Below are 23,151 nucleotides of genomic sequence, written 5' to 3'. Positions count from 1 at the left end.
GCGATGACCAGAACCAGACGCGTCGTCGTCACCACCGCCGCCCTGCTGGCGGCCGGCCTGGTGGCGGTCGTCGCGACACCCGCCGCCCAGGCGAATCGGCAGCACCCGCGCGACGTCCACCCGCACCTGCGGTCGCACCTGGTCGCGTTCTACGACTTCGACCATCCGGTGCCCGGCGACCCCGCGCTCGAACGTGACCAGGGCCGGTCCGGCACCGAGATCGAACTGGTCAACGGCGGCGCCGCCATGCGGGTGGCCGACCGCGCCTACCCGGGCAGCGGCCGGGCGTTGCAGACCCGGCAGGTCGACCCCGACCGGGCGGGCAACGACGACTGGAAGGCCGGCACCTGGTCGGCCAGCGGCGTACGGACCCTGCGCCCGTTCGCCGGCACCGGGGGTACCACGGTGATGGGCTGGTTCAAGCTGCAGATGGACGTCCCGGCACCGGACTCCACCACCACCGACCCGGCCGACCGGTTCAACGCCATCGGGCTGGCCGGCATCCTGACCGGCGACTCCGACGGCCACGGCGTCCGGGCGCTGCTCGAACTCATCGACGTCGACGGCGAGCTGCGGCTGGTGGCGCTCGGCCGGCGCCTCGACGGCGGCCAGTCGCAGACCTTCGCCGCTAGCGAGGACTGGCGCACCCTGCTGCCCAAGGGCAAATGGGTGCATCTCGCCGCCACCTTCGACTTCACCACCGGCGCGATGGCGCTCTACCGCGACGGCAAGCCGCTGGACGGCTTCTACACCCGCACCGACGACCCGTGGCTCGTGTCGGGGCCCGGCCCGCACGTGACCACCGCCTCCGACCCCCGGGGCATCAAGATCGGCGGAAGTTTCCCGCAGAACACGCTGGAGCGCAACCCGTGCGACTGCCGCATGGACGGGCTGATGTTCCTCGACAGCGTGATCTCGGCGAGCGACGTCGCGAAGCAGTACCGCTACCTGGCCCGCTGACCACCCTCGGCACCGTCCCACCGAGAAGGAGACCCGCGTGCGTAGCATCCGCAACACCGGCAGCATCCGCAGATCCGCGCTGACGGCCGGGTTCACGGCCGCCGTCCTCGTCCTGTCCACCCTGGTCGCCGGCCCGGCCCGGGCCGCGGAGCCGGTCCACGACCCGATCATCGAGATGCCCACCCAGTCCCGGCTCGGGCTCGTCCTGACCGAGTACGCGAGCTTCCCGCAGTCCTTTCCGAACCCCGCCCCGGTCGACGAGCGGCTCATGCGTACCGCCCGGATCAACACGATCATGGAGGTGCCCGACGGTTCCGGCCGGCGAGCCGTGCCGGACCTCAACGGCAGTCTCTACCTGGTCAAAGACGGCGTGCCGCAGGTCTACCTCGACGTGGCCGCGACCTTCGCGCCGCAGTTCTTCTCCGGCCGGGGCCTCGGGCAGGGCTTCGGTTACGTGACGTTCCACCCGCAGTTCGGCGCCAACGGCCGCTTCTACACGATCCACACCGAGCAGGCCGCGACGACCACGGCGGTGCCGGACTTCGCCCAGGCCAACAGCATCTTCCACGGCGTCATCACCGAGTGGACGGCGACCGACCCGTCCGCCGACACCTTCGCCGGCAGCCGCCGGGAGGTGCTCCGGATCGGCTTCGCCGGCCAGATCCACGGCATCCAGGAGATCAACTTCAACCCCACCGCGAAGCGCGGAGACGCCGACCACGGGCTGCTGTACCTGGCGGTCGGCGACGGCGGCACCGGCGTACGCAACACCGAGCCGCAGAACCTCGGCATGGTGCACGGCAAGTTGCTGCGGATCGACCCGCGCGGCACCAACTCGGCCAACGGGCGGTACGGCATCCCGCCGACGAACCCGTTCGTCGGCCAGGCCGGCGCCCTCGGCGAACTCTACGCGGTGGGCTTCCGCGACCCGCACCGGTTCAGCTGGGACCGGGCCACCGGGCGGATGTACCTCGGGCACATCGGTGAGCACGCCATCGAGGCGATCTACGAGGTGCGCGCCGGCGACAACTTCGGCTGGAGCGAGCGGGAGGGCGCGTTCGTCTTCGACAGGGCGGCCGGCGCCTGCGACAAGCTCCTTCCGTTGCCGCCCAACGACGCGGACTTCGGCTACACGTACCCGGTCGCCGCGTACGACCACAACCCCGCTCCCGGCTGGGACTGCACCTCGGACGTGGGTGTCGCGGTGGCCGGCGGCTTCGTCTACCGGGGCCGGAGCCTGCCCGCCCTGAAGGGCAAGTACGTCTTCGGTGACCTGGTCGACGGTCAGGTCTTCTACACCGAGGCGAACCGGATGCGCCGGGGCGCGGATCCGGCCCCGCTGCACAAGCTGGCCCTGTTCGACCCGGCCGGCAATCCGGTGCGGATGCAGGACCTCTCCGCCCCCGGCGCGCCCGGCAACCCGGAGCGGGTCGACCTGCGCTTCGGCACCGACGCCGCCGGCGAGCTCTACATCCTCGCCAAGGCCAACGGGAAGATCTGGAAGGTCACCGGCACCCGGGTCTTCGCCAGCGGCGACGTCGGCCGGGTCAGGCTGCACAAGCCCTCGGGCCTGCGGGACTGGACGCCGGTCACCCCGTCGAAGTGGCGGTTCCGCAAGGACGAGGTGATCCTCGCCGAGGAGGGCGTGAGCCGGCCCGGCCCGCGCCGGCCGTTCGAGTACGCGGTCGTGACGGCCGGACCCCGGTGGTCGTCGGTGCAGATCGAGGCGCAGGTCCGGCTGGACACGCCGGTGGAGGTCAGCAACCGCGACGTGATCATCGTGTTCGGCTGGCGCTCGGACACGGAGTTCTACTACGCCCACCTCTCCACCGACAACACGATCTATCCGCACAACGGCATCTTCAAGGTCGACAACGCGGACCGGGAGCGCATCGACTACCAGTGGAACGGGCGCTCGCGCGGTGCCGACCCGGCGATCGTCGACGCCGACTGGCACCGGGTGCGGGTCGTGCACCTGCCGGCCACCGGCGAGATCGCGGTCTACGTCGACGGACGCAAGGACCCGCTGATGACCGCGAAGGACAGCACATTCGGCTCCGGACGGGTCGGGTTCGGCTCGTTCGACAACGTCGGCCGCCTGCGTCACCTGACGGTGACCGGGAAGCCGGCCTGACCCGGTCCGGTGGGGAGGGCGGCAGCGCCGCCGTCCTCCCGCCGGACCGGTGACGAGGCTCGTCGCGGCGCCCGAAAGAGTCGGGCGGCCGGAGGAAGTGGTACCTGGAGGGTGAGGCGATGACGGCACGTGTCCCGATCGGGATCGTCATGAACGGTGTGACCGGGCGGATGGGTTACCGGCAACACCTGGTCCGGTCTCTGCTGGCGATCCGGGAGCAGGGCGGCGTGCCGCTGCGCACCGGCGCCCGGCTCTGGCCGGAGCTCGTGCTGGTCGGGCGGAACGAGGCCAAACTGCGCGACGTGGCGGCCCGGCACGGGTTGACCGAGTGGAGCACCGATCTCGCCGCCGCGCTCGCCCGCCCGGACGTGTCGATCTACTTCGACGCCCAGGTCACCAGCGAGCGGGAGAAGGCGATCGGCCTGGCCATCGGGGCGGGCAAGCACATCTACACCGAGAAGCCGACCGCGACCACCCTCTCCGGCGCGGTCGAGTTGGCCCGGGCCGCCGACGCGGCCGGCGTACGGCACGGTGTGGTCCAGGACAAGCTCTTCCTGCCCGGTCTGCGCAAGCTCGACCGGCTGGTGCGGGGCGGCTTCTTCGGCCGGATCCTGTCGGTACGCGGCGAGTTCGGCTACTGGGTCTTCGAGGGCGACTGGCAGGAGGCGCAGCGTCCGAGCTGGAACTACCGCAGCGCCGACGGGGGCGGCATCGCGGTCGACATGTTCCCGCACTGGCACTACGTGCTGGAGCAGATCTTCGCCCCGGTGCGGGCGGTCACCGCACATGTCACCACCCACATCCCGCAACGCTGGGACGAGGACGGCCAGCCCTACGAGGCGACCGCCGACGACGCCGCGTACGCCATCTTCGAACTTGACGGCGGCATCGTGGCGCAGGTCAACTCCTCCTGGGCGGTCCGGGTCAACCGGGACGAGCTGGTGGAGTTCCAGGTCGACGGCACCGAGGGCAGCGCCGTGGCCGGGCTGCGCCGCTGCCGCGTGCAGCACCGCGCCACCACCCCGAAGCCGGTCTGGAACCCCGACCTGCCCTCCACCGACGACTTCCGGTCCCAGTGGCAGGAGATGCCGGACAACGAGACGTACGACAACGGCTTCAAGGCGCAGTGGGAAATGTTCCTGCGTCACGTCGCCGAGGACGCCCCGTACACCTGGGACCTGTGGGCCGGCGCGCGCGGCGTGCAACTGGCCGAGTTGGGCCTGCAGTCGGCGCGCGAGGGCCGCCGCATCGAGGTCGAGGAGTTGCACCCGTGAGCCGTACGGTCGGCCTGCCCGACGGGCCCCTCACGCTCTCCGGCGCCGGGCGCGAGCACGCGACACCCGGTGCCCGCTTCACCGGCCGGATCGCGTACGCCGCCGCGCACGTGGTGGCCGACCCGCGAGCGGAGAACGTGCCCGGTGCGCCGGCCACCGTGGACTGGGACGCCACGCTCGCGTTCCGCCGGCACCTCTGGTCGTACGGGTTCGGGGTGGCCGAGGCCATGGACACCGCGCAGCGGGGCATGGGTCTGGACTATCCGACCGCACGGGAGCTGGTGCGCCGCTCGGCGCGGGCCGCCCGGGCCGAGGGCGGCGCGATCTGCGCGGGCGTCGCCACCGACCAGTTGCCGGCCGGCCCGGCCACGCTCGACGAGATCCGCAAGGCGTACGCCGAGCAGCTCTCCGACGTGCAGGACGCCGGCGCCACGCCGGTGCTCATGTGCAGCCGGCACCTGGCGGCGGCGGCCCGCTCGGCCGACGACTACCTGGACATCTACGGCCGGTTGCTCGACGAGGCGGACGGCCCGGTGGTCCTGCACTGGTTGGGCCCGGCGTTCGACCCGGCGCTGACCGGCTACTGGGGCGACGCCGATCCGGTCCGGGCCGCCGACATCGTGGTCGCGCTGATCGAGGCGCACAGCGCCAGGGTCGACGGCATCAAGGTGTCGCTGCTCGACGAGGAGTTCGAGGTGGCGCTGCGCCGGCGGCTGCCGTCCGGGGTGCGGCTCTACACCGGGGACGACTTCAACTACCCGGCGCTGATCCGTGGCGACGGCACCGGCCACTCCGACGCGCTGCTCGGGGTGCTGGCCGCCATCGCGCCACCGGCCGCGGCCGCGTTGCGCGCCCTGGATCACGGCGACGTCGCGGCGTACGACGAGATCCTCGCGCCCACGCTGCCACTGGCCCGGCACCTGTTCGGCGCGCCGACCTACTACTACAAGACGGGCATCGTCTTCCTGGCCTGGCTCGCCGGCCACCAGGACCACTTCACGATGGTCGGCGGCCTGCAGTCCGGGCGGTCACCGGCGCACCTGGGGCGGCTGCTCCGGCTCGCCGACGCGGCCGGGTTGCTGCCCGACGCCGAGCGGGCCGCGCAGCGGGCGCGGGCGTTCATGACGACCGCGGGGGTGACGCAGTGAAGCGGTTCGCCCTCAACTCCGCGACGACGAAGCGGTGGCCGCTGCCGCAGCTCGTGGCGGGCTGCGCCGACGCCGGCGTCTCCGGTGTGGGGCTGTGGCGCGAGGACCTGGCCGCGCACGGCGTCGCGGAGGCGGCGGCGCTGGTCCGCGACGCCGGCCTCACCGTCACCTCGCTGTGCCGGGGTGGCTTCTTCAACGTCCCCGGATGGCAAGACGAGAACCGGCGGGCGATCGACGAGGCGGCGGCGCTCGGCGCCCCGGTGCTGGTGCTGGTCTCCGGCGGGCTACCCGACGGCAGCCGCGACCTCGACGCCGCCCGGGCCCACGTCGGCCGGTCGATCGAGGCGCTCGTGCCATACGCCCAGGAGGCGGGCGTGCGGCTCGCCGTCGAGCCGCTGCACCCGATGTTCTGCGCCGACCGGTGCGTGGTCGCCAGCCTCGGTCAGGCCCTCGACCTGGTCGAGCCGTACCCGCCGGAGACGGTCGGCGTGGTCGTCGACACGTACCACCTCTGGTGGGACGACCAGGTCTGGGCGCAGATCGCGCGGGCCGGCCGGGAGAACCGGATCGCCTGCTTCCAGGTCGCCGACTGGGTGACGCCGCTGCCGGCCGGGGTGTTGCTCGGCCGTGGCCTGCCCGGCAGCGGCAGCGTCGAGCTGCGCCGCTTCCGGGAGGCCGTCGACGCCGCCGGGTACACCGGCCCGGTGGAGGTGGAGGTCTTCGCCGAGGAGGTGTGGTCGCGGCCGGGCCGCGCGGTGCTCGACGAGGCGATCGCCGGCTACCTGACGCATGTCGCCTGACGTGCGCGGGCAGGTGGGTTCCGGCGCCGGCGGCGGGATCCGGTCAGGACAGCCCTGACACGAGTTCGGCCACCTCGTCGGCGCAGCCGTAGGAGAGGGTCACCCCGGCGCCGCCATGGCCGTAGCAGTGCACGACCGGACCACGCTCGACGACCTCGGCCTCCAGCCGCACGCGGGGCCGACCGGGCCGCAGGCCGACCCGGTGACGGAGCACGCGTGCCCCGCGCAGCGCGGGCACCAGCGCGGCGCACCGGTCCAGGATGCCGGCGGCGGTGCCCGGCCGGACGGTCAGATCCTCGTCGCCCTCGTCGGCGGTGCCGCCGAGCAGCACCGTGTCACTCCTGGGCACGATGTAGGTCAGGCGCCCGGGGTCGGTCTGGTCGAGCAGCCATTCGCTGAGGCCGACCTGCGCGACGACGACCACCTGTCCCCGTACCGGCGTGAGGGATCCGTCGCCGAGCAGTTTCCTGGCTCCCAGCCCGGTGCAGTTCACCACGGCGTCCACGCCCGCGAACGCCCCGGCGAGATCGTCCACCTGTCCGCCGCGCACGGCGACCCCTGCCTCGGTCAACCGGCCGAGCAGCCAGGGCAGGTGCACCGCCATGTCCACCACCGGCACGGTCAGTTCGTAACCGTCGAGGTAGCCGGCGGGTAGCCGTTCGTCGGTCGGCCGACCCAGCTCGGGAACCGCGTCGCGCCACCACGGGTCGGGGGCGGGCGAGCGGAACAGCTCCCGCCCGAGACGCAGCCGGACCCCGGTGGACGGGTCGGCGGCCAGGCCGCACAGCGTCGCGTAGGTGAGCGACGACCATCGGGTCACGTCCGCCTCGGGGTAGGCGCGGTAGGGATACCAGAGCGCCGCGGCGAGAGCCGACGTGGTGCTGTCGCCGACCTTCCCGGCGACCACGTCGACGTCATGACCGGCCTGTGCCAGGCGGAGCGCGCTGGTCAGGCCGACGACACCGGCACCGATGACCCGGACCCTCATGCCTGGAGATCACACCACATCGGCGCCGTGGCGGACAGGGCTCAGGCGGTCAGCTGCCGTTCCTTGGTGAGGTGCACGATGTCCGGGGTGTCGTCGGCGGTGGCGCTCAGGGTGTAGCCGGCGCGCTGGTAGAGCCGGATGTTGCGGGTGCTGCGGTGCCCGGTGAACAGCGCGCAGTGCGTGGTCTCCGCGGGGGCCTGCCCCTCGGCGTACGCGAGCAACCAGGAGCCGATGCCGTTGCCCGCCTGGTCGGGCGCCACCATCAGACGACCGATCAGCCACGCCCGCTCGTCCGTCCGGGCGCGCACCGCCGCGACCAGGCGACCGTTGCGACGTACGCACCACAGCCGCCAGGTCGACAGCGAGGCGCGCAGGTCGTCGAGGGTCTCCCGCAGCGGCGGCAGGTCGAGGGTGTCGTTGGCGAACGCCTCCTGCACCCAGCAGCATCGCTGCAGGACGAGCAGCTCGGCCAGGTCCGCCGGCCGGGCCTCGGCCAGCGTGAGGCCCTCTACCGGCCCACCGACGGTGGCGTCGTTCCCGCCGGCCCCGGTGCGCAGGGGGCGCAGCGCGCAGGCCACCCGGCTCAGCTCCACCAGCACGCCCCGGGCGGCTCGATCGAGTGCCGCCGACGCGACCACCCGGCCGTCGCGGGTGCTCTCCGCGATGCGCAGGGCGACGGTGGCGCCGATGGGCATCATCTTCAGGGTGGTGACCACCTGCTTCGCCATCTGCACCGACCGGGTGCCGGCCGAGGTGTTGCCGTAGCTGACGAAGGCCACCGGCTTCCACGCCCACTCGTGGTAGAGGAAGTCGAGGGCGTTCTTCAACACCGCCGGCATGCCGAAGTTGTACTCCGGTGTCACCACCACGAACGCGTCGGCCGCCGCCACCCGCCGGCTCCACCGGCGGGTGTGCTCGTGCAGGTAGCTGCCGCTGGCGGGGTGCTCGGGCTCGTCGAGCAGCGGCAGCCCGATGTCGGCCAGATCCGCCACGTCGACGGTGATCCCGTCGGGTGTGGCGCCCGGCCGGTCAGCGTCCGGCCGGTCAGCGTCCGGCGTGGCCGTCCGGACGAACCAGTCGGCGATCGCCGGTCCGAGACGGCCGGGGCGGGTGCTGGCGACGATGACGAGGAGGCGCAGCGGCGCGCCGGAGTTGTTCGATGACATGTCAACGATAGTACGAGGGCTTTCTGTGACGTGTCAACGAGGGGTAGGGTGGTCGGGTGGACACCGCCTGGCTGAGTGAGGACGAGGAGCGGGCGTGGCGGGCCTTCCGGCGCCTGCTCGTCGCGCTGCCCGCGCGGATCGGCCGGGACCTGGCCCGCGACTCGGGGCTGTCGCCGGCGGACTACGAGGTGCTGAGCACCCTGTCGGAGAAGCCGGACCGTCGGTGGGCGCTCAAGGACCTGGCCGCCAAGATGGAATGGTCGCGCAGCCGGCTGTCCCACCACGCGGCCCGCATGCAGGCCCGGGGGCTCATCGAGAAGGAGCCCGATCCGCAGGACGCGCGGGGCTGCATCCTGCACCTGACCGACGACGGCTTCGGGGTCCTCGAACAGGCGGCGCCGTACCATCTCGTCTCGGTGCGGTCCCGCTTCCTCGCCCACGTCAGCGCCGACGAGCTCGCGACGCTGCGCAGGCTCTCGACCCGAATCGCCGACCTGCCCGACTGAGCGGGTCCTTCCGGAGAGGATGTTGACGGCAATGAGTTCACCCGAGGTGCCCGCGTCGCCGGTACGCCAACTGCGGCTCGTGGTGGAGGCCGACGACTACGAGGCGGCGGTGCGGTTCTACCGCGACGTGCTGGGCCTGCCGGAACAGGCGGCGTTCTCCAGCGGCGACGACGCCCGGGTGGTGATCCTGGACGCCGGCCGCGCGACGCTGGAGATCGCCAATCCGGCGCAGAAGCGGATGATCGACGAGGTCGAGGTGGGGCGACAGGTCGCACCGCGCATCCGGGTGGCGTTCGAGGTCGACGACACCGCCGCCACCACCGATCGGCTGGTCGCCGGCGGCGCCGCGCAGTTGGCACCACCCACCACCACGCCGTGGCAGTCGGTCAACGCCCGCCTCGACGCCTCGGCCGGTCTGCACATCACCGTGTTCCAGGAGCTGCGCACGCTCGACGAGCGGGCCACGCTCGACGGCTTCGGCACCGACCCTTCGTGACCGGTGCGCCGGGCAACCGGCCCCGCCGGCTCAGTCGCCGGCTGGTTGCGGGGTGCCGCAGAGCTTGGTGCCGGGCGGGATGACCTCGTCCGCGCTGTGGATGAGGTACGGCGGCGGCCCCAGCTTGCCGGACGAGTTGATCGGTTTGACGTTGATCAGGTTGAGAAACTTGTTGATCACGTTCACCACCGGGGCCAGGATCGTGTAGCCGATGCCGTACGAGCCCCGGACGCCGATCCCCACCCCCCGGCAGACCGCCAGCGGGGCACCCAGCGCCGAACCGATCGTCGTCCCGTAGGCCGTCGACACCTCGAAGAAGAGGCCGGCCTTGAGCACGAACGCGCTGAACCCGACATCGAACCGGACCCGGTGCTCGATGAGCAATCCCATCACCCCGACCGGCACCCCACGCAGGGAATTGATCAGGCTCTCCTTGCGCTGGAAGTTCTTGCTGACCTGCGGGCCGAACCTGCCGTTGGCGTACCCGTAGCCGAGCGAACCGGCGAGCGAGAACTCGCCCTGGCCCTTGATGGTGCCCACCTTCGCGCCGAACGCGGTGGTGACCTTGACCGTCTGGCTGATGGTCAGCGCCAGCGGTACGCCGAGCACGGTGCCCAGCGGGATGCTGAACTCCACCGGGATGGGGAGCACCGCCCTGATGTTCTGCCCGTCCCGGATGCCGGCCTCGAACGAGTACCGGACCCCGAAGCCACCGCTGACCGACAGCTCCGCCCGGCCGATGGAGCCGCCCTTGATGCTGAGATAGAAGCCCGCCGTCGGCTGCGCGAAGGTGAGCGTGGCCCGCCCGAACAGCTTCGTACCGTTGTGGTCGTAGTTGAAGCTGACCCCGGCGCCACTGTTGAGGCTGACGCCGGTGGAGAAGTTGGCGACGACCGATCTGACCTCGCCGCCGCCGCGGATCGGTGCCGGCTGCGCGGGGCGGGGCGGCAGCGGGGCGAGCCGCAGCGGCGCGCTGCGGCCGGCCCGGCCGGACGGGGTGGGTAGCGCCTCGTCGGCCTCCTCCTCGGGCGTCGCCCAGATCGGCTCACCGGCCTGGTAGATCACCGGGTCCTCGATCGCGATGTCCCGCATCTCCAGGACGCCGTCGCGGATCACGTCGGTGACGGTGACCGGCCCGATCGTGACGAGCAGATCGCCTCCCTCGTGCTGGAGGTCGAGCACCCGGCCGACGCCGCGACCGGTGACGAACATGACCTTGCCGGGGGCCAGGTCACCGGCGCGGGGCGCGGCGCCGTCGATCCGCCAGGTCAGCCCATCGGCGGTGACCGACCGGACCGAGCGGCCACCGCCGCCGACGAGGACCACGTCGGGCTGGTACGTCAGGTCGGGATGCGGTGCGGGCGCCATCCCGTACCGCAGCGCGGACTCGCTGTACGGGTCCTCGTCGACCGTGCCGGCCGGATCGACCGGCGACCCGCCGGTGCAGGCCGTCGCGGCGAGCAGCAGCGTCACCGTGAGGACAGCCGAGACAACCTTGCGCACCATGCGACCGACCCTAGAGAGTCGTTGCCACCGGGGAATCAGGGTTTTTCCTATGACGTCACGCGGCGTACCGGCGGATGACCGACAGCCCGGCGCGGCGCGTACACTGCCGGGCATCTGGTCGCGCTCGGTTCGCGGCCCTGGCGTTCGAGGCGGTGGAGATGGATTCGGTGCTGGTCGCCGTCCGCCGCTCGCGCCTGCGACGACGATAGTCGTCCGTCCTTTCTCGCGCGCTCCGCCCGTCGTGCCCGCACCCGCCGTGCGGCCGGCCGGCCTTCGTGACGATCCCGTCCCGTCCTGGGGAGTACCCGTGACCGTGCCCTCGCTGGCCTCGTCGTTGTCCGACACCGTCACCGCCGCGGCGGCCCGACTCGGGCTGCCGGACCTCGCGCCGCAGGTCCGACGCTCGGAGCACGCCGACTTCCAGGCCGACGGGGTGCTGGCGGCGGCGCGGCTGCTGCGGCGCAGCCCGCGCGACGTCGCGGCGGAGGTCGTCGCGGCGCTGCCCGCCGACGGTCCCGTGGCCGCCGCCGGGGTGGCCGGGCCGGGCTTCGTCAACCTGGACCTGACCGACCGGGCGCTGCTGGCGCAGCTCGCCGGCCGGCTCGCCGCACCCCGGCTGGGCGTCGGCACCCCCGAGGCCGGCGTCGTCACGGTGATCGACTACTCGCAGCCGAACATCGCCAAGGAGATGCACGTCGGCCACCTGCGCTCCACCATCATCGGGGACGCGCTGGTGCGGATCCTCGAACACCTCGGCGGCACCGTGGTGCGCCGCAACCACATCGGCGACTGGGGCACCCAGTTCGGCATGCTCATCCAGTACCAGGTCGAGCACCCCGCGCCGCAAACCACGGACGACGCCGCCACGATGCGCCGGCTGGCGACGCTCTACCGGCAGGCCCGGTCGGAGTTCGACGCCGACCCCGCGTTCGCCGACCGGGCCCGGCGGCGGGTGGTGGCGTTGCAGGCCGGTGACCCGGCGACCGTCGCCGCCTGGCGGGACATCGTCGCCGAGTCCACCCGCTACTTCACCGACGTCTACGACCGGCTCGGCGTGCGGCTGACCGGCGCCGACGCGGTGGGGGAGAGCGCGTACAACACCGCGCTGCCCGATGTCGCCGCCGAGCTGGAGCGCCGGGCGGTCGCGGTGACCAGCGACGGTGCGCTCTGCGTCTTCTTCGATGACGTACGCGGGCCGGACGGCGACCCGACGCCGCTGATCGTCCGCAAGCGCGACGGCGGGTTCGGCTACGCCGCGACCGACCTCGCGGCGCTGCGGCAGCGGGTCGCCGAGCTGCACGCCGACCGGCTGCTGTACGTCGTTGACGCCCGGCAGGCGCTGCACTTCCGGATGGTCTTCGACACCGCCCGGCGGGCCGGCTGGCTACCGTCGGCCGTGCCCGCCGTGCACGTGGCCTTCGGCACCGTCCTCGGCCCCGACGGACGGCCGTTCAAGACCCGGGCCGGCGACACCGTACGCCTGGTCGACCTGCTCACCGAGGCGGTCGACCGGGCCCGCGAGGTGGTCGCCGCCAAGAACCCGGGGTTGACCGGGGCGGCGCTGCACGAGCGGGCCCGGCAGGTCGGCATCGGCGCCGTCAAGTACGCCGACCTGGCCACCGGTCGTACCCGCGACTACACCTACGATCCGCAGCGGATGCTGGCGCTGACCGGCAACACCGGCGTCTACCTCCAGTACGCGCACGCCCGCGTCCGCTCCATCCTGGCCAGGGCCGGGGGTGCCGACGCGACGGTCGACCCGACCGCCGCGCTGGAACCGGCCGAGCGGGCGCTGATCCTCGACCTCGACGCCTTCGCCGACACCCTCACCGAGGTCGTCGCCGGCTACGAGCCGCACCGGCTCTGCGCCTACCTGTACCGGTTGGCGCAGACCTTCACCGCGTTCTACGAACGCTGCCCCGTGCTGCGTGCCGAGCAACCGTGGCGCGGCAACCGGCTCGCGCTCTGTCGTCTCACCGGCGACACCCTGCGTATCGGCCTGGGGTTGCTCGGCATCGACGCCCCCGACCAGCTCTAGCGATCCCCCGGCCGCCGCGCCGGTCGGTGCGGTGGCCGGGTTCGGTGGCCGGGGTTCGGTGGCTTCCCTGCGCGCCCTGTCGAGCTGAATCACCTGTGCTATCGCCGGCCGGCATAGCCCCCGGCGGTCGGCGCGCTGGCGCTGGCACCGTCAGGCCGGGTGGCGCTGACCGAACTGCATGCGGGCGAGCATGACCAGCATGGCGGCGGTGCCGGCGAGCAGGGCGAGCCAGGACCAGACCCAGCCGACGGTGACGCCGAGCACCACAAAGGCCGCGATGGCGATCAACCAGGTGGTGGCCGTGTAGAGCCCGAACCGGGCGGCGGCGGCCGGATCCTGGGTGAAGCGGTCGACGCCGTCGCGGTGCGTCGCCTCGATGCGCAGCACCCACGGCTTGTGTCGGTTGGTCTGGGTGCCGCCGAGATAGGTGAACAGCACCACCGAGGCGACCACCGCGAGGGCACCACCGAGCAGCCACGGCAGCGCGTCGCTGGTCAGGTAGTGCCATCCCGCGCCGAGCGCGGCCAGCCCGAGGGCGACGGCGAGCCCGTACCCGGCGGCTCGGGGCGTGGGCATCGGGTAGCTGGTCGAGGTCTCCTGGCGCAGGGCGTCGGCGGTGCCGGCGCCGGCACCGACCGCGACGGCGGCGACCGCGACGAGCAACCAACCCGACGGTACGGCCGTGCCGGTCGCCGCGAGCGCCACGAGGACGAGCCCGGCGACGCCGAGCGTGGCCAGGAACGCCGTGCGCACCAGGAATCCGGGTGCCGGGCGGACCCGGTGGCGGGCCCATTCCGGCGCCGGTGACCCGCCGTCGCCGGCCGGGGCGGCGTCGAGCAGTGGACCGAGGTCGCCGAGTTCCGTCATGGCCTGGCGGGCGGCGGTCGCGGGGTGCAGCCCGGTGTCGACCAACTCGCCGACGCGGGCGACCAGGTTGGCCCGGATCTCCTCCTTGAGATCCTGCCGTTCGGGGCTCATCTCGGCGCCGGCGAACGCCTCGTCGAGGAGGCGATGGACGTCCAGCGCGGCATCGTGGGTCGAGCGTGCGGTGGTCATGCGGACTGCCCTCCAGCAGATGTGTCGGGGTGGCCGGAGCGGTCGGCCAGGTCGAGCAGGGTGTCGATGAGGTCGCGGGTCACCGACCAGGCCGCCACGTTGCGGTGGTAGACGGCCCGGCCGGCGTCGGTGATCCGGTAGTACTTGCGCCGGCCGCCCTGGGTCTCGTCGCCCCAGTACGACTCGATGAGCCCGTCGCGGGCGAGGCGGCGGTAGCTGGCGTAGAGGGTGGCTTCCTTGATCTCGTGACGGCCACCGGTGCTGTCCCGGATCCACTTGAAGATCTCGAAGCCGTAGCTGTCGGTGCGGCGCAGGATGCCCAGCACGATCGTGTCGGTGTGACCGCGCAGCAGGTCGGCGGCGAGCACCTCGTCGTCGGCGAGGACGGACTTATCAACCACGACAACTACTGTATCAGATCAAATACATGGTCAGTTGTAGCCCGCCGTCGAGTCGACGCCGCACCGCCAAGGCAGGCAGGACCACCCGTAGCCGGTCCCGGCCTGAACTGACCCGGCGACTCCCGGAAGACGGACACCGCACGTTCGGGCCGGAGATCTGGAAGTAGCCGAGGCGGGTCGGCGCGAACTTCTCAAGAAATGAGATGCGGACGCGAGATCTTGGAAAGTTTCCGTTCGGCGCTCACGGGAAGTGTCCAAGATCTGGACCGGCTGCGTAGTGGGACCCGGATTACCGGTTCAAGGTTGCGTGGCGAGGCACTAGATCTCCAGCCGTAGTCCGGTCCATCGGTCGCGCCATCCCTTGGCCCCTACGCGGTGCTGTACCTTCGCGCGGCCCGCTACGGTATTGAAGGCTGGCGAGGGGCGGACAACCATTCCCACGAGATCAGCCAGCCCGTGGCAGGACACCAGGCGAACAGAGTCACCTCGCAGGGTGACCGCGACGCAAGTTGCCGTTTCCGGCCAGCGCGATATCGCGTCCAGGGTGGACGTGTAGGGCTCGTCGCCATCGCGCAGATGCATCCGTGCTTGATTGCGGATCTCCCACGGCACCCCAGGCAGGGCCGTGGTGGCTAGGGCTTCGGCGCGCGCGTCTTCGCGTGGGTCCAGCTTCTCCGGGTCGAAGTAGGCGACATCCACGTCGCGCTCCGGCGAGACCGGGAGGTCGCTGATCGCGTCCCAGACGCGGTTGCGTACGAAGCCGGCACCGATCCACCAGTCCGGTAATCCAAGGTCGGCCGTGGCCCGAAGGATTTGCATTGCTCCCGGGTCTGACTCGATCACGCCCACAACGTCCTGCGCGCTCATGACCACCCAGGAACCCTAGACCAGCGGACGTACGTACCGCTTGCGAGGCAGGGGCTCAGGGCAGAACGCCGGCCGGTCAGGCCCAGGATGTCCCTTCGCGCAGCACGATCGAGTCAGGCGGGCCGGCTGCGCAGCCAGGTGCGGTAGCGGCGTAGCGCGAACGCCTGCAGTGCCGTCTCCTTGGCGAGTGCGAACGTGGGGTTGATGCCGGGTCTCGTCCGCCGTCCCGCGCCGAGGCGGCGTAGCTGGTGGCGTACCCGCGCCATGCTCGCGGCGGAGGCCACCGCCTTGTCCTTGATGCGAACCGGCTTGAGCTGGACCCTGGCATCCGCGTCGTGCCGCCACCTGGTCGGCAGGTCCGGATCGATGGCCAGGGCGCTGCCCACGCCGACGAGGTCGACACCGCTGGCCACTACTTCTTCTGCGACGGGGCGTCGGGTCACGCCACCGGTGAGCATCAACGGAATCTCACTTGTCCGCACGAGTTCTTCGGCGAGGGTCAGGAAGTAGGCCTCTCGGGCGCGGGTGCGGTCGTCACCGGACTGCCCGGTCATGGCCGGGCTCTCGTAGCTGCCGCCCGACAGCTCCACGACGTCCACGCCAAGTGGCGCCAGCATCGCGATGACCGACCGGGCGTCGTCGGCGTCGAAGCCGCCGCGTTAAAAGTCGGCCGAGTTGAGCTTGACGGCCACGGCGAACTCTGGAGCGACGACGGCACGCACTGCGCGGACGATGTCGAGGAGCAACCGGGCCCGGTTCTCCAGGCTGCCGCCCCACCGGTCGGTGCGCTGGTTGGCCAGCGGAGAGAGGAACTGGGAGAGTAGGTACCCGTGTGCGGCGTGGATCTCCACGCCGTCGAAGCCGGCCTCGTAGGCGCGCCTGGCGGTGGTCGCGAACCGGGCGATCGTCTGCTCGATCTGGTCCCGTGTCATCGCGACCGGCTCGGCGAACCGCTTGCTGTTCCTGCCGAGGTTGACGCGGATCGCCGAAGGTCCCCAGGCGACGCCGGGCATGTCGGCGCGAACCTGCCGCCCGGGGTGGTTGATCTGCATCCACACTCGCGCGCCACCGCTCTTGGCGGCAGCTGCCCACTGCCGGAAGGGCTCCAACGGGACGTGAGCGTCGAGGACGACGCCCGCCGGGCCGGTGAGCGCCTCGGCGTGCACCATGACGTTGCCGGTGATGATCAGGCCGACCCCGCCGTGACTCCAGCGGCGGTAGAGCCGGAACAGAGCCTTGTCCGGGAGTTGGCCGTACGCGGCCATGTTCTCTTCCATAGCGGCCTTGACCAGGCGATTGGCGAGCATTGACCCGTTGGGGAGGGTGAACGGCGTGAAGACCGGTGAGACGTTTGGGGTGGCTGTGGGTGAGGTGGCGGAGGTGGGGACTGCGGATGACATCGCTGCTCCTGGAACGCAGTATGTTTACGACGCTCACATAAGCGTAGGAGGGAATGTAAGCAGTGTCAACTTCGGCGAAAAGTGGCTACCATCACGGCGACCTGCGGGCGTCGTTGCTGGCTACGGCGATGGGCATGCTCGAAGCCGGCGAGCCGTTCTCGCTGCGCGCCGTGGCGCGCGAGGCGGGCGTCTCGGCGACCGCGCCGTACCGGCACTTCACCGACCGCGACGCCCTGGAGTCCGCGTTGGCCGTGCAGGGTCTGCGCGACCTGAAAGCGGACCTGACCGAGGGCCGCGCGCGCCCGACGTCGCCGGATGACCTTGGCGAGCTGGCGGTCGGGTACGTCGAGTTCGCGCTCCGTCGCCCCGCCCTGTTCCGGCTCATGTTCGGCAACGCCTGCGACGAGGGGGACGAGGAGCGAGTCGCGGCCGCGGCCGAGATCCACGAGCTGCTCGAACTCGCCATGTCGAACGTCTTCCCCGCTGGCGACGCCGAGAAGCTGGCTGCCGCCGGCTGGGCCCTGGCGCACGGGCTGGCCTACCTGTACCTGGACGGCAAGCTGAAGGCGGGGGCGAGCGGCGGGGTCGCCGATCACGTCCGCGCGGCGTTCGCCGCGATCCTGTCGGCCCGCGCAGGCTAGCTACGCAACCGCGCAGGTACGCCCGTCAATCGACGTCGGAGAGTCCCAGACGGTCCCGCAGCGCCGCCTTTCCGTGCGGGGTGAGCCGCACCGCCCGGCCGGTTCCGATCCGGATCACCCAGCCGTTGCCGAGGAGCGTCTCGCAGAGCTTTGCTCCGGCCAGCCCGGCCAGGTGCGGGCGCCGCTCGGTCCAGTCGAGGCAGCCGCGGGCGAGGGGTCGTCTGCCGGGCCGCAGGCTCTCCGGGCTCAGGCCGAGCGTGTCGGTCAGCCAGGTCAGGCCGGCGGTGGTGATGGCGAAGCCGCCGGTCTGGTCCAGCAGTCCGGCACCGGTCATCGCGTCGGTCACGGCGACGCCGAGCCGTCCCGCGAGGTGGTCGTAGCAGGTGCGGCCGCGTCGCAGGGCCGCGCTCGCGGTCGCCGCCCGCAATCCCCGGGGCGGGGCCGGGCGAGGTTCGACCCGGGCCGCCAGGTCCTCGAGAAGCTGCGCGACGGAAGGACCGGCGAGTTGTACGTACCGGTGCCGGCCCTGGCGCCGCTCGACGAGCAGCCCGCCACCGATGAGCCGGTGCAGGTGCTCGGTCGCCGTCGAGGGCGCGACCCGGGCGTGCGCCGCCAACTCGCCCGCCGTCCACGCGCGGCCGTCGAGCAGCGCGAGGCACATCGCCGCCCGCGTCTCGTCGGCCAGCAGGCTTGCGAGCGACGCCAGGTCCGAGGCCGAGGTCACCCACCCAGCCTAGGTCGTCACCTTTCGGCCACCGCCGAACGATCCCGGCCGTACGTTCGCCGCATGCAGCAGATCAACGGCCGCGACGCCGCCCTCGCCGTCCTGAACGACCCGACCTTCGTGGTGCCACCGGTCCCACCCGCGTCCGCGGGCGTCGCCTGGCTACGTGCCACGGTCGGCCGGTTCAGCAGCGGAGAAGCTCACCAGCGCCGCCGCGCACTGTCGAGCGCGATCCTGGACGCGATCCCGCTGGAGTCCCTCTGCGACCAGGGCCCGGTGCACCCGGTGGCGGTACTCGCCCGCGAGATGGGCGTGGGCGAGCCCGTCGTAAACCTGGTGCGTGACGTCGCGCAGGCGTACCAACCGGACACCGGCGACGAGCCCCGGGCGGACGCGGCGGTCGATCGGTTGGTCGCGGTCCTCGGTGGCGCCTTCGACGAGCCGACCGCGGCCCGCATCGGGGTCCTCGTGCAGGCGTACCAGCCCACCATCGCCCTGATCGAACGGACTCGGGGCCGCCCCGTCGACGACGTGTTGCGCGATGATCCGCCGGTCCCGGCGACCAAGCGGCAGGCGCTCGTCGGGACCACCGTCGGCGACGTCACGGTCGACGCCGGCGAGGTGGTACGGGTACGCCTGGCGGGCGATCTGGCGTTCGGGTCCGGACCCCGCCGCTGCCCCGGACGCGAGCACGCCCTCGCCCTCGTCGAAGGAGCCCTCGCGTGAAGGAGTTCGCCGCCCTGCACCGCAGCGGCGACCCACTCGTACTGCCGAACGTGTGGGACGTCGCGTCAGCCCGGCGCCTGGTCGAGGCGGGCTTTCCCGCGCTCGGCACCACCAGCCTCGGCGTCGCGGCCGCCGCTGGCCGGCCAGACGGCGTCGGCGCCACCGACGCCGACACGCTGCGCCTCACCCGCAGCCTGGCCAACCTCCCGATCCACCTCACCGTCGACATCGAGACCGGCTCGGTCGGCACCGCGGTCGCCGTGGCCGAGGCCGGTGCGGTCGGCGTCAACATGGAAGACGCCATGGGCCCGGCCGAGGCGCACGCGGCGTTGATCCGTTCGGTGAAGCGGGAGGTGCCGCACCTGTTCGTCAACGCCCGGACCGACACCCACTGGCAGCGCCCCGGAGACCTGGCCGAAACCCTCCGTCGGGTACGCCTCTACGCGGACGCCGGCGCCGACGGGGTGTTCATACCCGGCCTGGCGGAGCCCGCCGACATCGTCCGCATCGTGGCGGCGGTCGACGTGCCGGTCAACGTCCTGTTCCTGCCCGGCCAGCACACCGTCGCCGCCCTGGCAAACCTGGGAGTACGCCGGATCAGCACCGGATCCCTGCTCTTCCGCACCGCCCTCGCCGCCGCCGTGGACACCGCGGTAGCCGTCCGCGACGGCCTCCCCATACGCCCCGACCTACCGTCCTACGCCGACGTCAATGCCGGGCCGCCGCCAGAGTGACACCAGTGACCGTTCCTCCGCCGACCGTCGCCGTGACCGACCACGCCAACTCGCAGGGCTCCTACTGGCGCCACGTGCACTGTCATGCCGATGAGCGGATGCCTCAGTGCCCGCGCAGGATGCGATGATAACGCGGCGATAACCGGATCAGCGGAGACAGCCCGCAGGGGGTATGCACATGAATCGGTCGTGGCCATTTCAAGGGATCGTGATGCAGGACGCCTACGAGGCGGCCCAGGATCTGCTTGATCGGGTGGTGCGTCCGCAATGCGGTGTCGACGTCGTCATCTGCTCTTGTCAGGAATTCCCGACCGCTTGGGTTTTCGGCTACAACACGCGACGGTTCTTGCAGGGCATGGAGCTTCTGGCGTCTCTCGTCGGTAACGGTCCGGTCGTCGTGCCCAAGTCGGGTGAGCCGCCGTATCTCGGCGCCTCTGGCAACCCCATCGAAGACCAGATCCAGCCCCGACACGGCGGGTTGACTACCGATGTGGGCTGACCGCGCCGGTACGACGCCTCGCCGTTCCCAGGCTGACGTACGGATTTGCCGCTCCCCGTGTAAAATCGCGGGGCCTGTCTCGCTAACGGCACCTCTCTTGTCAACCCGTCGGCAGCAGAGAGGTCTCCGTTAACGAGACAGCCCGGAATATGGCGTGGAGGTTGCTGGCCGGGTCGGGCACGATGCAGGGTGTGATGCTGCTGGTTCCTGCGGATCCACTGCGACCGCGTCGTCCCGACGAGCACTTCAAGGCGGAGGCGGTGGCTGCTCGTGAGGCCGGACTTGACGTGGCGGTGGTGGACCACGATGCGCTGACCAGGCCGGGTCGTGTGGATGAGGCGGTGGCGTTGGTGCCTGCTGGCGGTGAGGCGGTCTACCGGGGCTGGATGCTGCGTAGCGAGCAGTACGCAGCCCTCGCTGAGGCGCTGGCCCGGCGCGGCGTGACACTGCGAACCTCGCCTGAGCAGTACCGGCGGGCCCACGAGATGCCCGGCTGGTACGGCGCCGTGGTGGCGCTCACCCCTACGTCGGTGTGGACCAGGGGCGACCTGCGAGCCGATTTCGATCGGGTGCGCGTCGAGTTGGGCACTGGCCCGGCAGTCCTGCGTGACTACACCAAGTCGATGAAGCACCACTGGTACGAGGCGGCGTTCATTCCCGACCTCGCCGATGGCGAGACGGCGTGGAAGGTGGCAAGCCGCCTGCGGCACCTGCGTGAGGACGACTTCGTCGGTGGGTTCGTCCTACGCCGCTATGAGCGGTTCATCTCCGCCGAGGCGCGTACCTGGTGGGTCAACGGCGTCTGTGTCTTGGTCGGTGCGCATCCGGACACCCCGAACGACGTTCCGCACCTCGACGTGGACCTAGACGCGGTCACACCGGTCATCGCCGCACTCGGCCTGCCGTTCACCACGGTCGACCTCGCCCTCCGCGACGACGGAGTCTGGCGGATCATCGAGATCGGCGACGGCCAAGTCAGCGACCGCCCAACCACCACCGAACCCAGCACACTGATCACCGCACTGCTCACCCGCACCCTCTGACTGCCGTATGTGTGTGTACCCACGGCGAGGAATCCTGATTTGCCGCTTAGCGGTCGTGCCGGAAGGGCGACCCGACGCGTCTCCGCCTGGGCGCACATGTTCCGTTGGCGTTATACCGGCTCACGGGGTGGTCGGTGAACCTGCCGAATCCCGCCACCGTCGATGTAACCAGCGCGTGCGGCGTCGAGGCTGAGTCTCCCGTTTGGTCCACCCCTCACGACAGCACTATCGTGATCATCTTGCCCGTCGTCTTCCCAACCGCACTCATCGCAGATCTCGTACCCGCCGCGCTCGGACAAGGTGAGGTGTCCGCAGCACGGACAGGTGTAGAGAGACTCTCCAGCCGGGGCCAGGACGTTCTTCTGTGCCGTGTAGGCGTCGAACCACGCGACTCGCCGACGAACCAGCTCATCGTCTGACAGAGAGGGATCATCGTTCGGATGACGCTGCACGGGTGAGCTGTCCACCGGCTTAGGGTGCCAGGAGTGATGCCGTCTCGACATATGCATCTGCCGCACACCGTGCGGCAGGTTGTGCCTAGTTCACGATGGGGCGGCAGGTGTCAGTCGCCGATGAACACGAGTTGCTGTTGCTCGGTGGAGCAGTGAATTGCCATCGTCCGCAGTCGCATCAGCCCGCGGTACTCCGGGCCAGGCTTCGCGCGACTGAGCAATCGGTCGACTTCCGTTATGAGGGAACCCATATCAGTAGGGCCGAGATGAGTCTCGCCGTACGGGTCGACCTGGCCTAGCAGCGGAAAGGCCGGGTCGTCACGAGGGATCAACCGGTCGAAGTCACCGGCTGCGTCGAAGGACCCGCCGTCGGGGTCTGGCAATGCTTCCAGCCGCTGGCCGGCCGAATGCAGCTCGACTTGAATGCCCATCCACCGATGATCCACGACGACGGGTGAGACGCGCTCATCTGCCGCGAATCGGGCGTGAAAGATGGTGACCGATTGTCCCGTATGCTCCGGCTATGCTGCTGTGCGGGTCCAGCGCTTTTGCCAACTTGTCGGCGCCCTCGGAGGCGTTTTGTGCCCGATTATGCTGAACAGCACGGATTACCCAGCTCGGTAGTCTCGGTCCGTGCAGATGCGCCTCGGCAAAGGTGATGACTCCACCGGAGTTATCCGGACCGACCCCACGCCAGTGACTCGTCTAACGATCATGACCATGGTTGAGGCTGGCGACTGGGCGGTGGAGCTTCCGCGTCCTCTCATCCTGCACGTTGGCGACGAGGTATGGATCGAGGGCGCGGCGGTCTTTGTCCGGCAGCCAGATGGAGACGTGGTCCGTCACGACGGCGACGGTTTCTGGCTATGCCGGTAGGAACCGCAGCTCGACATACGGGACCCTACCGGCATCGGCTTCTGCCGCTGATCGTGCGAGTTGTCGCCCGGCGGCGCATCGTGAATCGATGAGTGTCAGGCGTCCCACCATCGTGGGGTTCCGGATCCCACCTCGTAGTGCCACCAGTCATTGTTTTGGCCACGTTCCAGCAACATCTTGATAGCGGTGAGATCCGCGTCGGCCGGGATGTTGAACGCCACCAGTGGCAACTGTTCGCTGAAGACCTCGCCGCCGAGGTTGAATGCCGTGAACTCGGCGTGCACGGCTTGCGCCGACCGGCCGAGTGGTCCATCGGGATTCGGGAGGACACGCACGGTGCAGTTGCCGGAGGCTTGAACCTGTTCTACAGACCAGTGCAGCCCGTCGGCGTCCGTCACGAAACGCACGACGTCGTCCTCAGCTACTCCGTCCTGCAGGAACGGCACGTTGCGGACCCGGGCCAGATCCTCGCCGACCCGTGTCGCCCACAACCCTTCCGTGTCGAAGGGCAACCAGCCCTCCCGTGGTACGAACCGGAACCAGACCTTGATGTCCTCAGCTTCCCGCTGAGCATGGACGTCGACCGAACCCGATGCCACGTGAAACCCCACCGTCCTGGGTACCGCCGAGCCCACTCCAGCGTCGCCTACCGTCGTAGGGTACCGCTGCACGCTCCAAGGCTGGATTGTGCGGCGGGGAGTCGAACTGAAGGCGAG

General features: G+C 71.0%; 26 protein-coding genes. 14 read left to right on the top strand and 12 right to left on the bottom strand.

Going from position 1 to position 23,151, the window contains the following annotated elements; genetic code table 11:
* Positions 1 to 3 precede the first annotated feature (3 nt).
* The 5 genes from O7615_RS30575 (at position 4) to O7615_RS30555 (ending at position 6,316) form a co-directional block, all read left to right on the top strand.
* A complete protein-coding gene (locus tag O7615_RS30575) occupies positions 4 to 960 on the top strand; it encodes a LamG-like jellyroll fold domain-containing protein (protein WP_278181259.1) in 957 nt (318 codons plus the stop codon).
* A 37-nt stretch (positions 961 to 997) separates the two neighbouring features.
* The gene (locus O7615_RS30570) at positions 998 to 3,094 is read left to right on the top strand and encodes a PQQ-dependent sugar dehydrogenase (RefSeq protein WP_278181258.1); all 2,097 of its coding nucleotides are present in this window, start codon (positions 998 to 1,000) and stop codon (positions 3,092 to 3,094) included.
* A 119-nt stretch (positions 3,095 to 3,213) separates the two neighbouring features.
* Complete coding sequence (locus O7615_RS30565; protein WP_278181257.1) at positions 3,214 to 4,368, top strand: Gfo/Idh/MocA family oxidoreductase; 1,155 nt, start codon at positions 3,214 to 3,216, stop codon at positions 4,366 to 4,368.
* Positions 4,365 to 5,516, top strand: a complete 1,152-nt coding sequence (locus O7615_RS30560) for a DUF993 family protein (RefSeq protein ID WP_278181256.1) — start codon at positions 4,365 to 4,367, stop codon at positions 5,514 to 5,516. Before O7615_RS30565 ends, O7615_RS30560 begins: the two co-directional genes overlap by 4 nt.
* Positions 5,513 to 6,316, top strand: a complete 804-nt coding sequence (locus O7615_RS30555; protein ID WP_278181255.1) for a sugar phosphate isomerase/epimerase family protein — start codon at positions 5,513 to 5,515, stop codon at positions 6,314 to 6,316. Before O7615_RS30560 ends, O7615_RS30555 begins: the two co-directional genes overlap by 4 nt.
* A gap of 43 nt (positions 6,317 to 6,359) precedes the next feature.
* Here O7615_RS30555 and O7615_RS30550 read toward each other — a convergent pair whose 3' ends face one another.
* Together O7615_RS30550 and O7615_RS30545 are read right to left on the bottom strand one after the other, a co-directional pair.
* Positions 6,360 to 7,304: an FAD-dependent oxidoreductase gene (locus O7615_RS30550; protein ID WP_278181254.1), complete on the bottom strand. Its 945-nt coding sequence runs from the start codon at positions 7,302 to 7,304 to the stop codon at positions 6,360 to 6,362.
* Between the two features lie 41 nt (positions 7,305 to 7,345).
* Positions 7,346 to 8,470, bottom strand: a complete 1,125-nt coding sequence (locus O7615_RS30545; RefSeq protein ID WP_278181253.1) for a GNAT family N-acetyltransferase — start codon at positions 8,468 to 8,470, stop codon at positions 7,346 to 7,348.
* Between the two features lie 56 nt (positions 8,471 to 8,526).
* Between O7615_RS30545 and O7615_RS30540 the strand changes: the two genes are divergently transcribed.
* The gene (locus O7615_RS30540; RefSeq protein ID WP_278181252.1) at positions 8,527 to 8,976 is read left to right on the top strand and encodes a MarR family winged helix-turn-helix transcriptional regulator; all 450 of its coding nucleotides are present in this window, start codon (positions 8,527 to 8,529) and stop codon (positions 8,974 to 8,976) included.
* A 31-nt stretch (positions 8,977 to 9,007) separates the two neighbouring features.
* The gene (locus tag O7615_RS30535; RefSeq protein ID WP_278181251.1) at positions 9,008 to 9,472 is read left to right on the top strand and encodes a VOC family protein; all 465 of its coding nucleotides are present in this window, start codon (positions 9,008 to 9,010) and stop codon (positions 9,470 to 9,472) included.
* Positions 9,473 to 9,502: 30 nt separating this feature from the next.
* Here the strand turns inward: O7615_RS30535 and O7615_RS30530 are convergent, their stop codons facing one another.
* On the bottom strand, positions 9,503 to 10,978 hold the full coding sequence (locus O7615_RS30530; protein WP_278181250.1) for a hypothetical protein: 1,476 nt from the start codon (positions 10,976 to 10,978) through the stop codon (positions 9,503 to 9,505).
* Between the two features lie 307 nt (positions 10,979 to 11,285).
* Here O7615_RS30530 and argS point away from each other — a divergent pair, with 307 nt between their 5' ends.
* Positions 11,286 to 13,016 carry an arginine--tRNA ligase gene (gene argS / locus O7615_RS30525; RefSeq protein WP_278181248.1) on the top strand — a complete coding sequence of 577 codons (1,731 nt, stop codon included), beginning with the start codon at positions 11,286 to 11,288 and terminating at the stop codon, positions 13,014 to 13,016.
* 150 nt (positions 13,017 to 13,166) lie between these two features.
* Here the strand turns inward: argS and O7615_RS30520 are convergent, their stop codons facing one another.
* The 5 genes from O7615_RS30520 to O7615_RS30500 all read right to left on the bottom strand — a co-directional run bounded on the left by O7615_RS30520 (position 13,167) and on the right by O7615_RS30500 (position 16,740).
* Positions 13,167 to 14,072, bottom strand: coding sequence for a permease prefix domain 1-containing protein (locus tag O7615_RS30520; RefSeq protein WP_278181247.1), 906 nt, complete (start codon positions 14,070 to 14,072; stop codon positions 13,167 to 13,169).
* Positions 14,069 to 14,473 (bottom strand): PadR family transcriptional regulator, encoded by a 405-nt coding sequence (locus O7615_RS30515; RefSeq protein ID WP_278181246.1) that lies wholly within the window; start codon positions 14,471 to 14,473, stop codon positions 14,069 to 14,071. Before O7615_RS30515 ends, O7615_RS30520 begins: the two co-directional genes overlap by 4 nt.
* A gap of 318 nt (positions 14,474 to 14,791) precedes the next feature.
* Positions 14,792 to 15,340 (bottom strand): nucleotidyltransferase family protein, encoded by a 549-nt coding sequence (locus tag O7615_RS30510; RefSeq protein WP_278181245.1) that lies wholly within the window; start codon positions 15,338 to 15,340, stop codon positions 14,792 to 14,794.
* A gap of 113 nt (positions 15,341 to 15,453) precedes the next feature.
* Entirely contained in the window at positions 15,454 to 15,957 is a 504-nt protein-coding gene (locus O7615_RS30505) for a hypothetical protein (RefSeq protein WP_278181244.1), read from the bottom strand.
* Between the two features lie 42 nt (positions 15,958 to 15,999).
* A complete protein-coding gene (locus O7615_RS30500; protein ID WP_278181243.1) occupies positions 16,000 to 16,740 on the bottom strand; it encodes a hypothetical protein in 741 nt (246 codons plus the stop codon).
* 62 nt (positions 16,741 to 16,802) lie between these two features.
* Between O7615_RS30500 and O7615_RS30495 the strand changes: the two genes are divergently transcribed.
* Positions 16,803 to 17,381: a WHG domain-containing protein gene (locus O7615_RS30495; RefSeq protein WP_278181242.1), complete on the top strand. Its 579-nt coding sequence runs from the start codon at positions 16,803 to 16,805 to the stop codon at positions 17,379 to 17,381.
* 25 nt (positions 17,382 to 17,406) lie between these two features.
* Here the strand turns inward: O7615_RS30495 and O7615_RS30490 are convergent, their stop codons facing one another.
* Positions 17,407 to 18,105 (bottom strand): winged helix-turn-helix domain-containing protein, encoded by a 699-nt coding sequence (locus tag O7615_RS30490; protein ID WP_278181241.1) that lies wholly within the window; start codon positions 18,103 to 18,105, stop codon positions 17,407 to 17,409.
* A gap of 63 nt (positions 18,106 to 18,168) precedes the next feature.
* Here O7615_RS30490 and O7615_RS30485 point away from each other — a divergent pair, with 63 nt between their 5' ends.
* The 4 genes from O7615_RS30485 to O7615_RS30470 all read left to right on the top strand — a co-directional run bounded on the left by O7615_RS30485 (position 18,169) and on the right by O7615_RS30470 (position 21,107).
* Positions 18,169 to 18,831, top strand: coding sequence for a hypothetical protein (locus tag O7615_RS30485; protein WP_278181240.1), 663 nt, complete (start codon positions 18,169 to 18,171; stop codon positions 18,829 to 18,831).
* Complete coding sequence (locus O7615_RS30480) at positions 18,828 to 19,565, top strand: isocitrate lyase/phosphoenolpyruvate mutase family protein (protein ID WP_278181239.1); 738 nt, start codon at positions 18,828 to 18,830, stop codon at positions 19,563 to 19,565. The genes O7615_RS30485 and O7615_RS30480 overlap by 4 nt, the downstream gene beginning before the upstream one ends.
* A 211-nt stretch (positions 19,566 to 19,776) precedes the next feature.
* The gene (locus O7615_RS30475; RefSeq protein WP_278181238.1) at positions 19,777 to 20,064 is read left to right on the top strand and encodes a YrhB domain-containing protein; all 288 of its coding nucleotides are present in this window, start codon (positions 19,777 to 19,779) and stop codon (positions 20,062 to 20,064) included.
* Between the two features lie 194 nt (positions 20,065 to 20,258).
* Positions 20,259 to 21,107, top strand: coding sequence for an ATP-grasp domain-containing protein (locus tag O7615_RS30470; RefSeq protein WP_278181237.1), 849 nt, complete (start codon positions 20,259 to 20,261; stop codon positions 21,105 to 21,107).
* A gap of 110 nt (positions 21,108 to 21,217) precedes the next feature.
* On the opposite strand, the gene O7615_RS30465 is transcribed toward O7615_RS30470, so the two are convergent.
* Together O7615_RS30465 and O7615_RS30460 are read right to left on the bottom strand one after the other, a co-directional pair.
* Complete coding sequence (locus tag O7615_RS30465) at positions 21,218 to 21,610, bottom strand: CPCC family cysteine-rich protein (protein WP_278182290.1); 393 nt, start codon at positions 21,608 to 21,610, stop codon at positions 21,218 to 21,220.
* 59 nt (positions 21,611 to 21,669) lie between these two features.
* Positions 21,670 to 21,990, bottom strand: coding sequence for a hypothetical protein (locus O7615_RS30460; RefSeq protein WP_278181236.1), 321 nt, complete (start codon positions 21,988 to 21,990; stop codon positions 21,670 to 21,672).
* 202 nt (positions 21,991 to 22,192) lie between these two features.
* Here O7615_RS30460 and O7615_RS30455 point away from each other — a divergent pair, with 202 nt between their 5' ends.
* Positions 22,193 to 22,435, top strand: coding sequence for a hypothetical protein (locus O7615_RS30455; protein ID WP_278181235.1), 243 nt, complete (start codon positions 22,193 to 22,195; stop codon positions 22,433 to 22,435).
* A 95-nt stretch (positions 22,436 to 22,530) separates the two neighbouring features.
* Here O7615_RS30455 and O7615_RS30450 read toward each other — a convergent pair whose 3' ends face one another.
* Positions 22,531 to 23,034: a DUF4265 domain-containing protein gene (locus tag O7615_RS30450; RefSeq protein WP_278181234.1), complete on the bottom strand. Its 504-nt coding sequence runs from the start codon at positions 23,032 to 23,034 to the stop codon at positions 22,531 to 22,533.
* Positions 23,035 to 23,151 lie beyond the last annotated feature (117 nt).

The sequence above is a fragment of the Micromonospora sp. WMMD1082 genome (assembly GCF_029626175.1).
In the GTDB taxonomy this organism is placed as follows: Bacteria; Actinomycetota; Actinomycetes; order Mycobacteriales; family Micromonosporaceae; genus Micromonospora.
The sequence above is the reverse complement of the archived record's forward strand: the minus strand, read 5'-3'. Positions and strand labels throughout refer to the sequence as shown.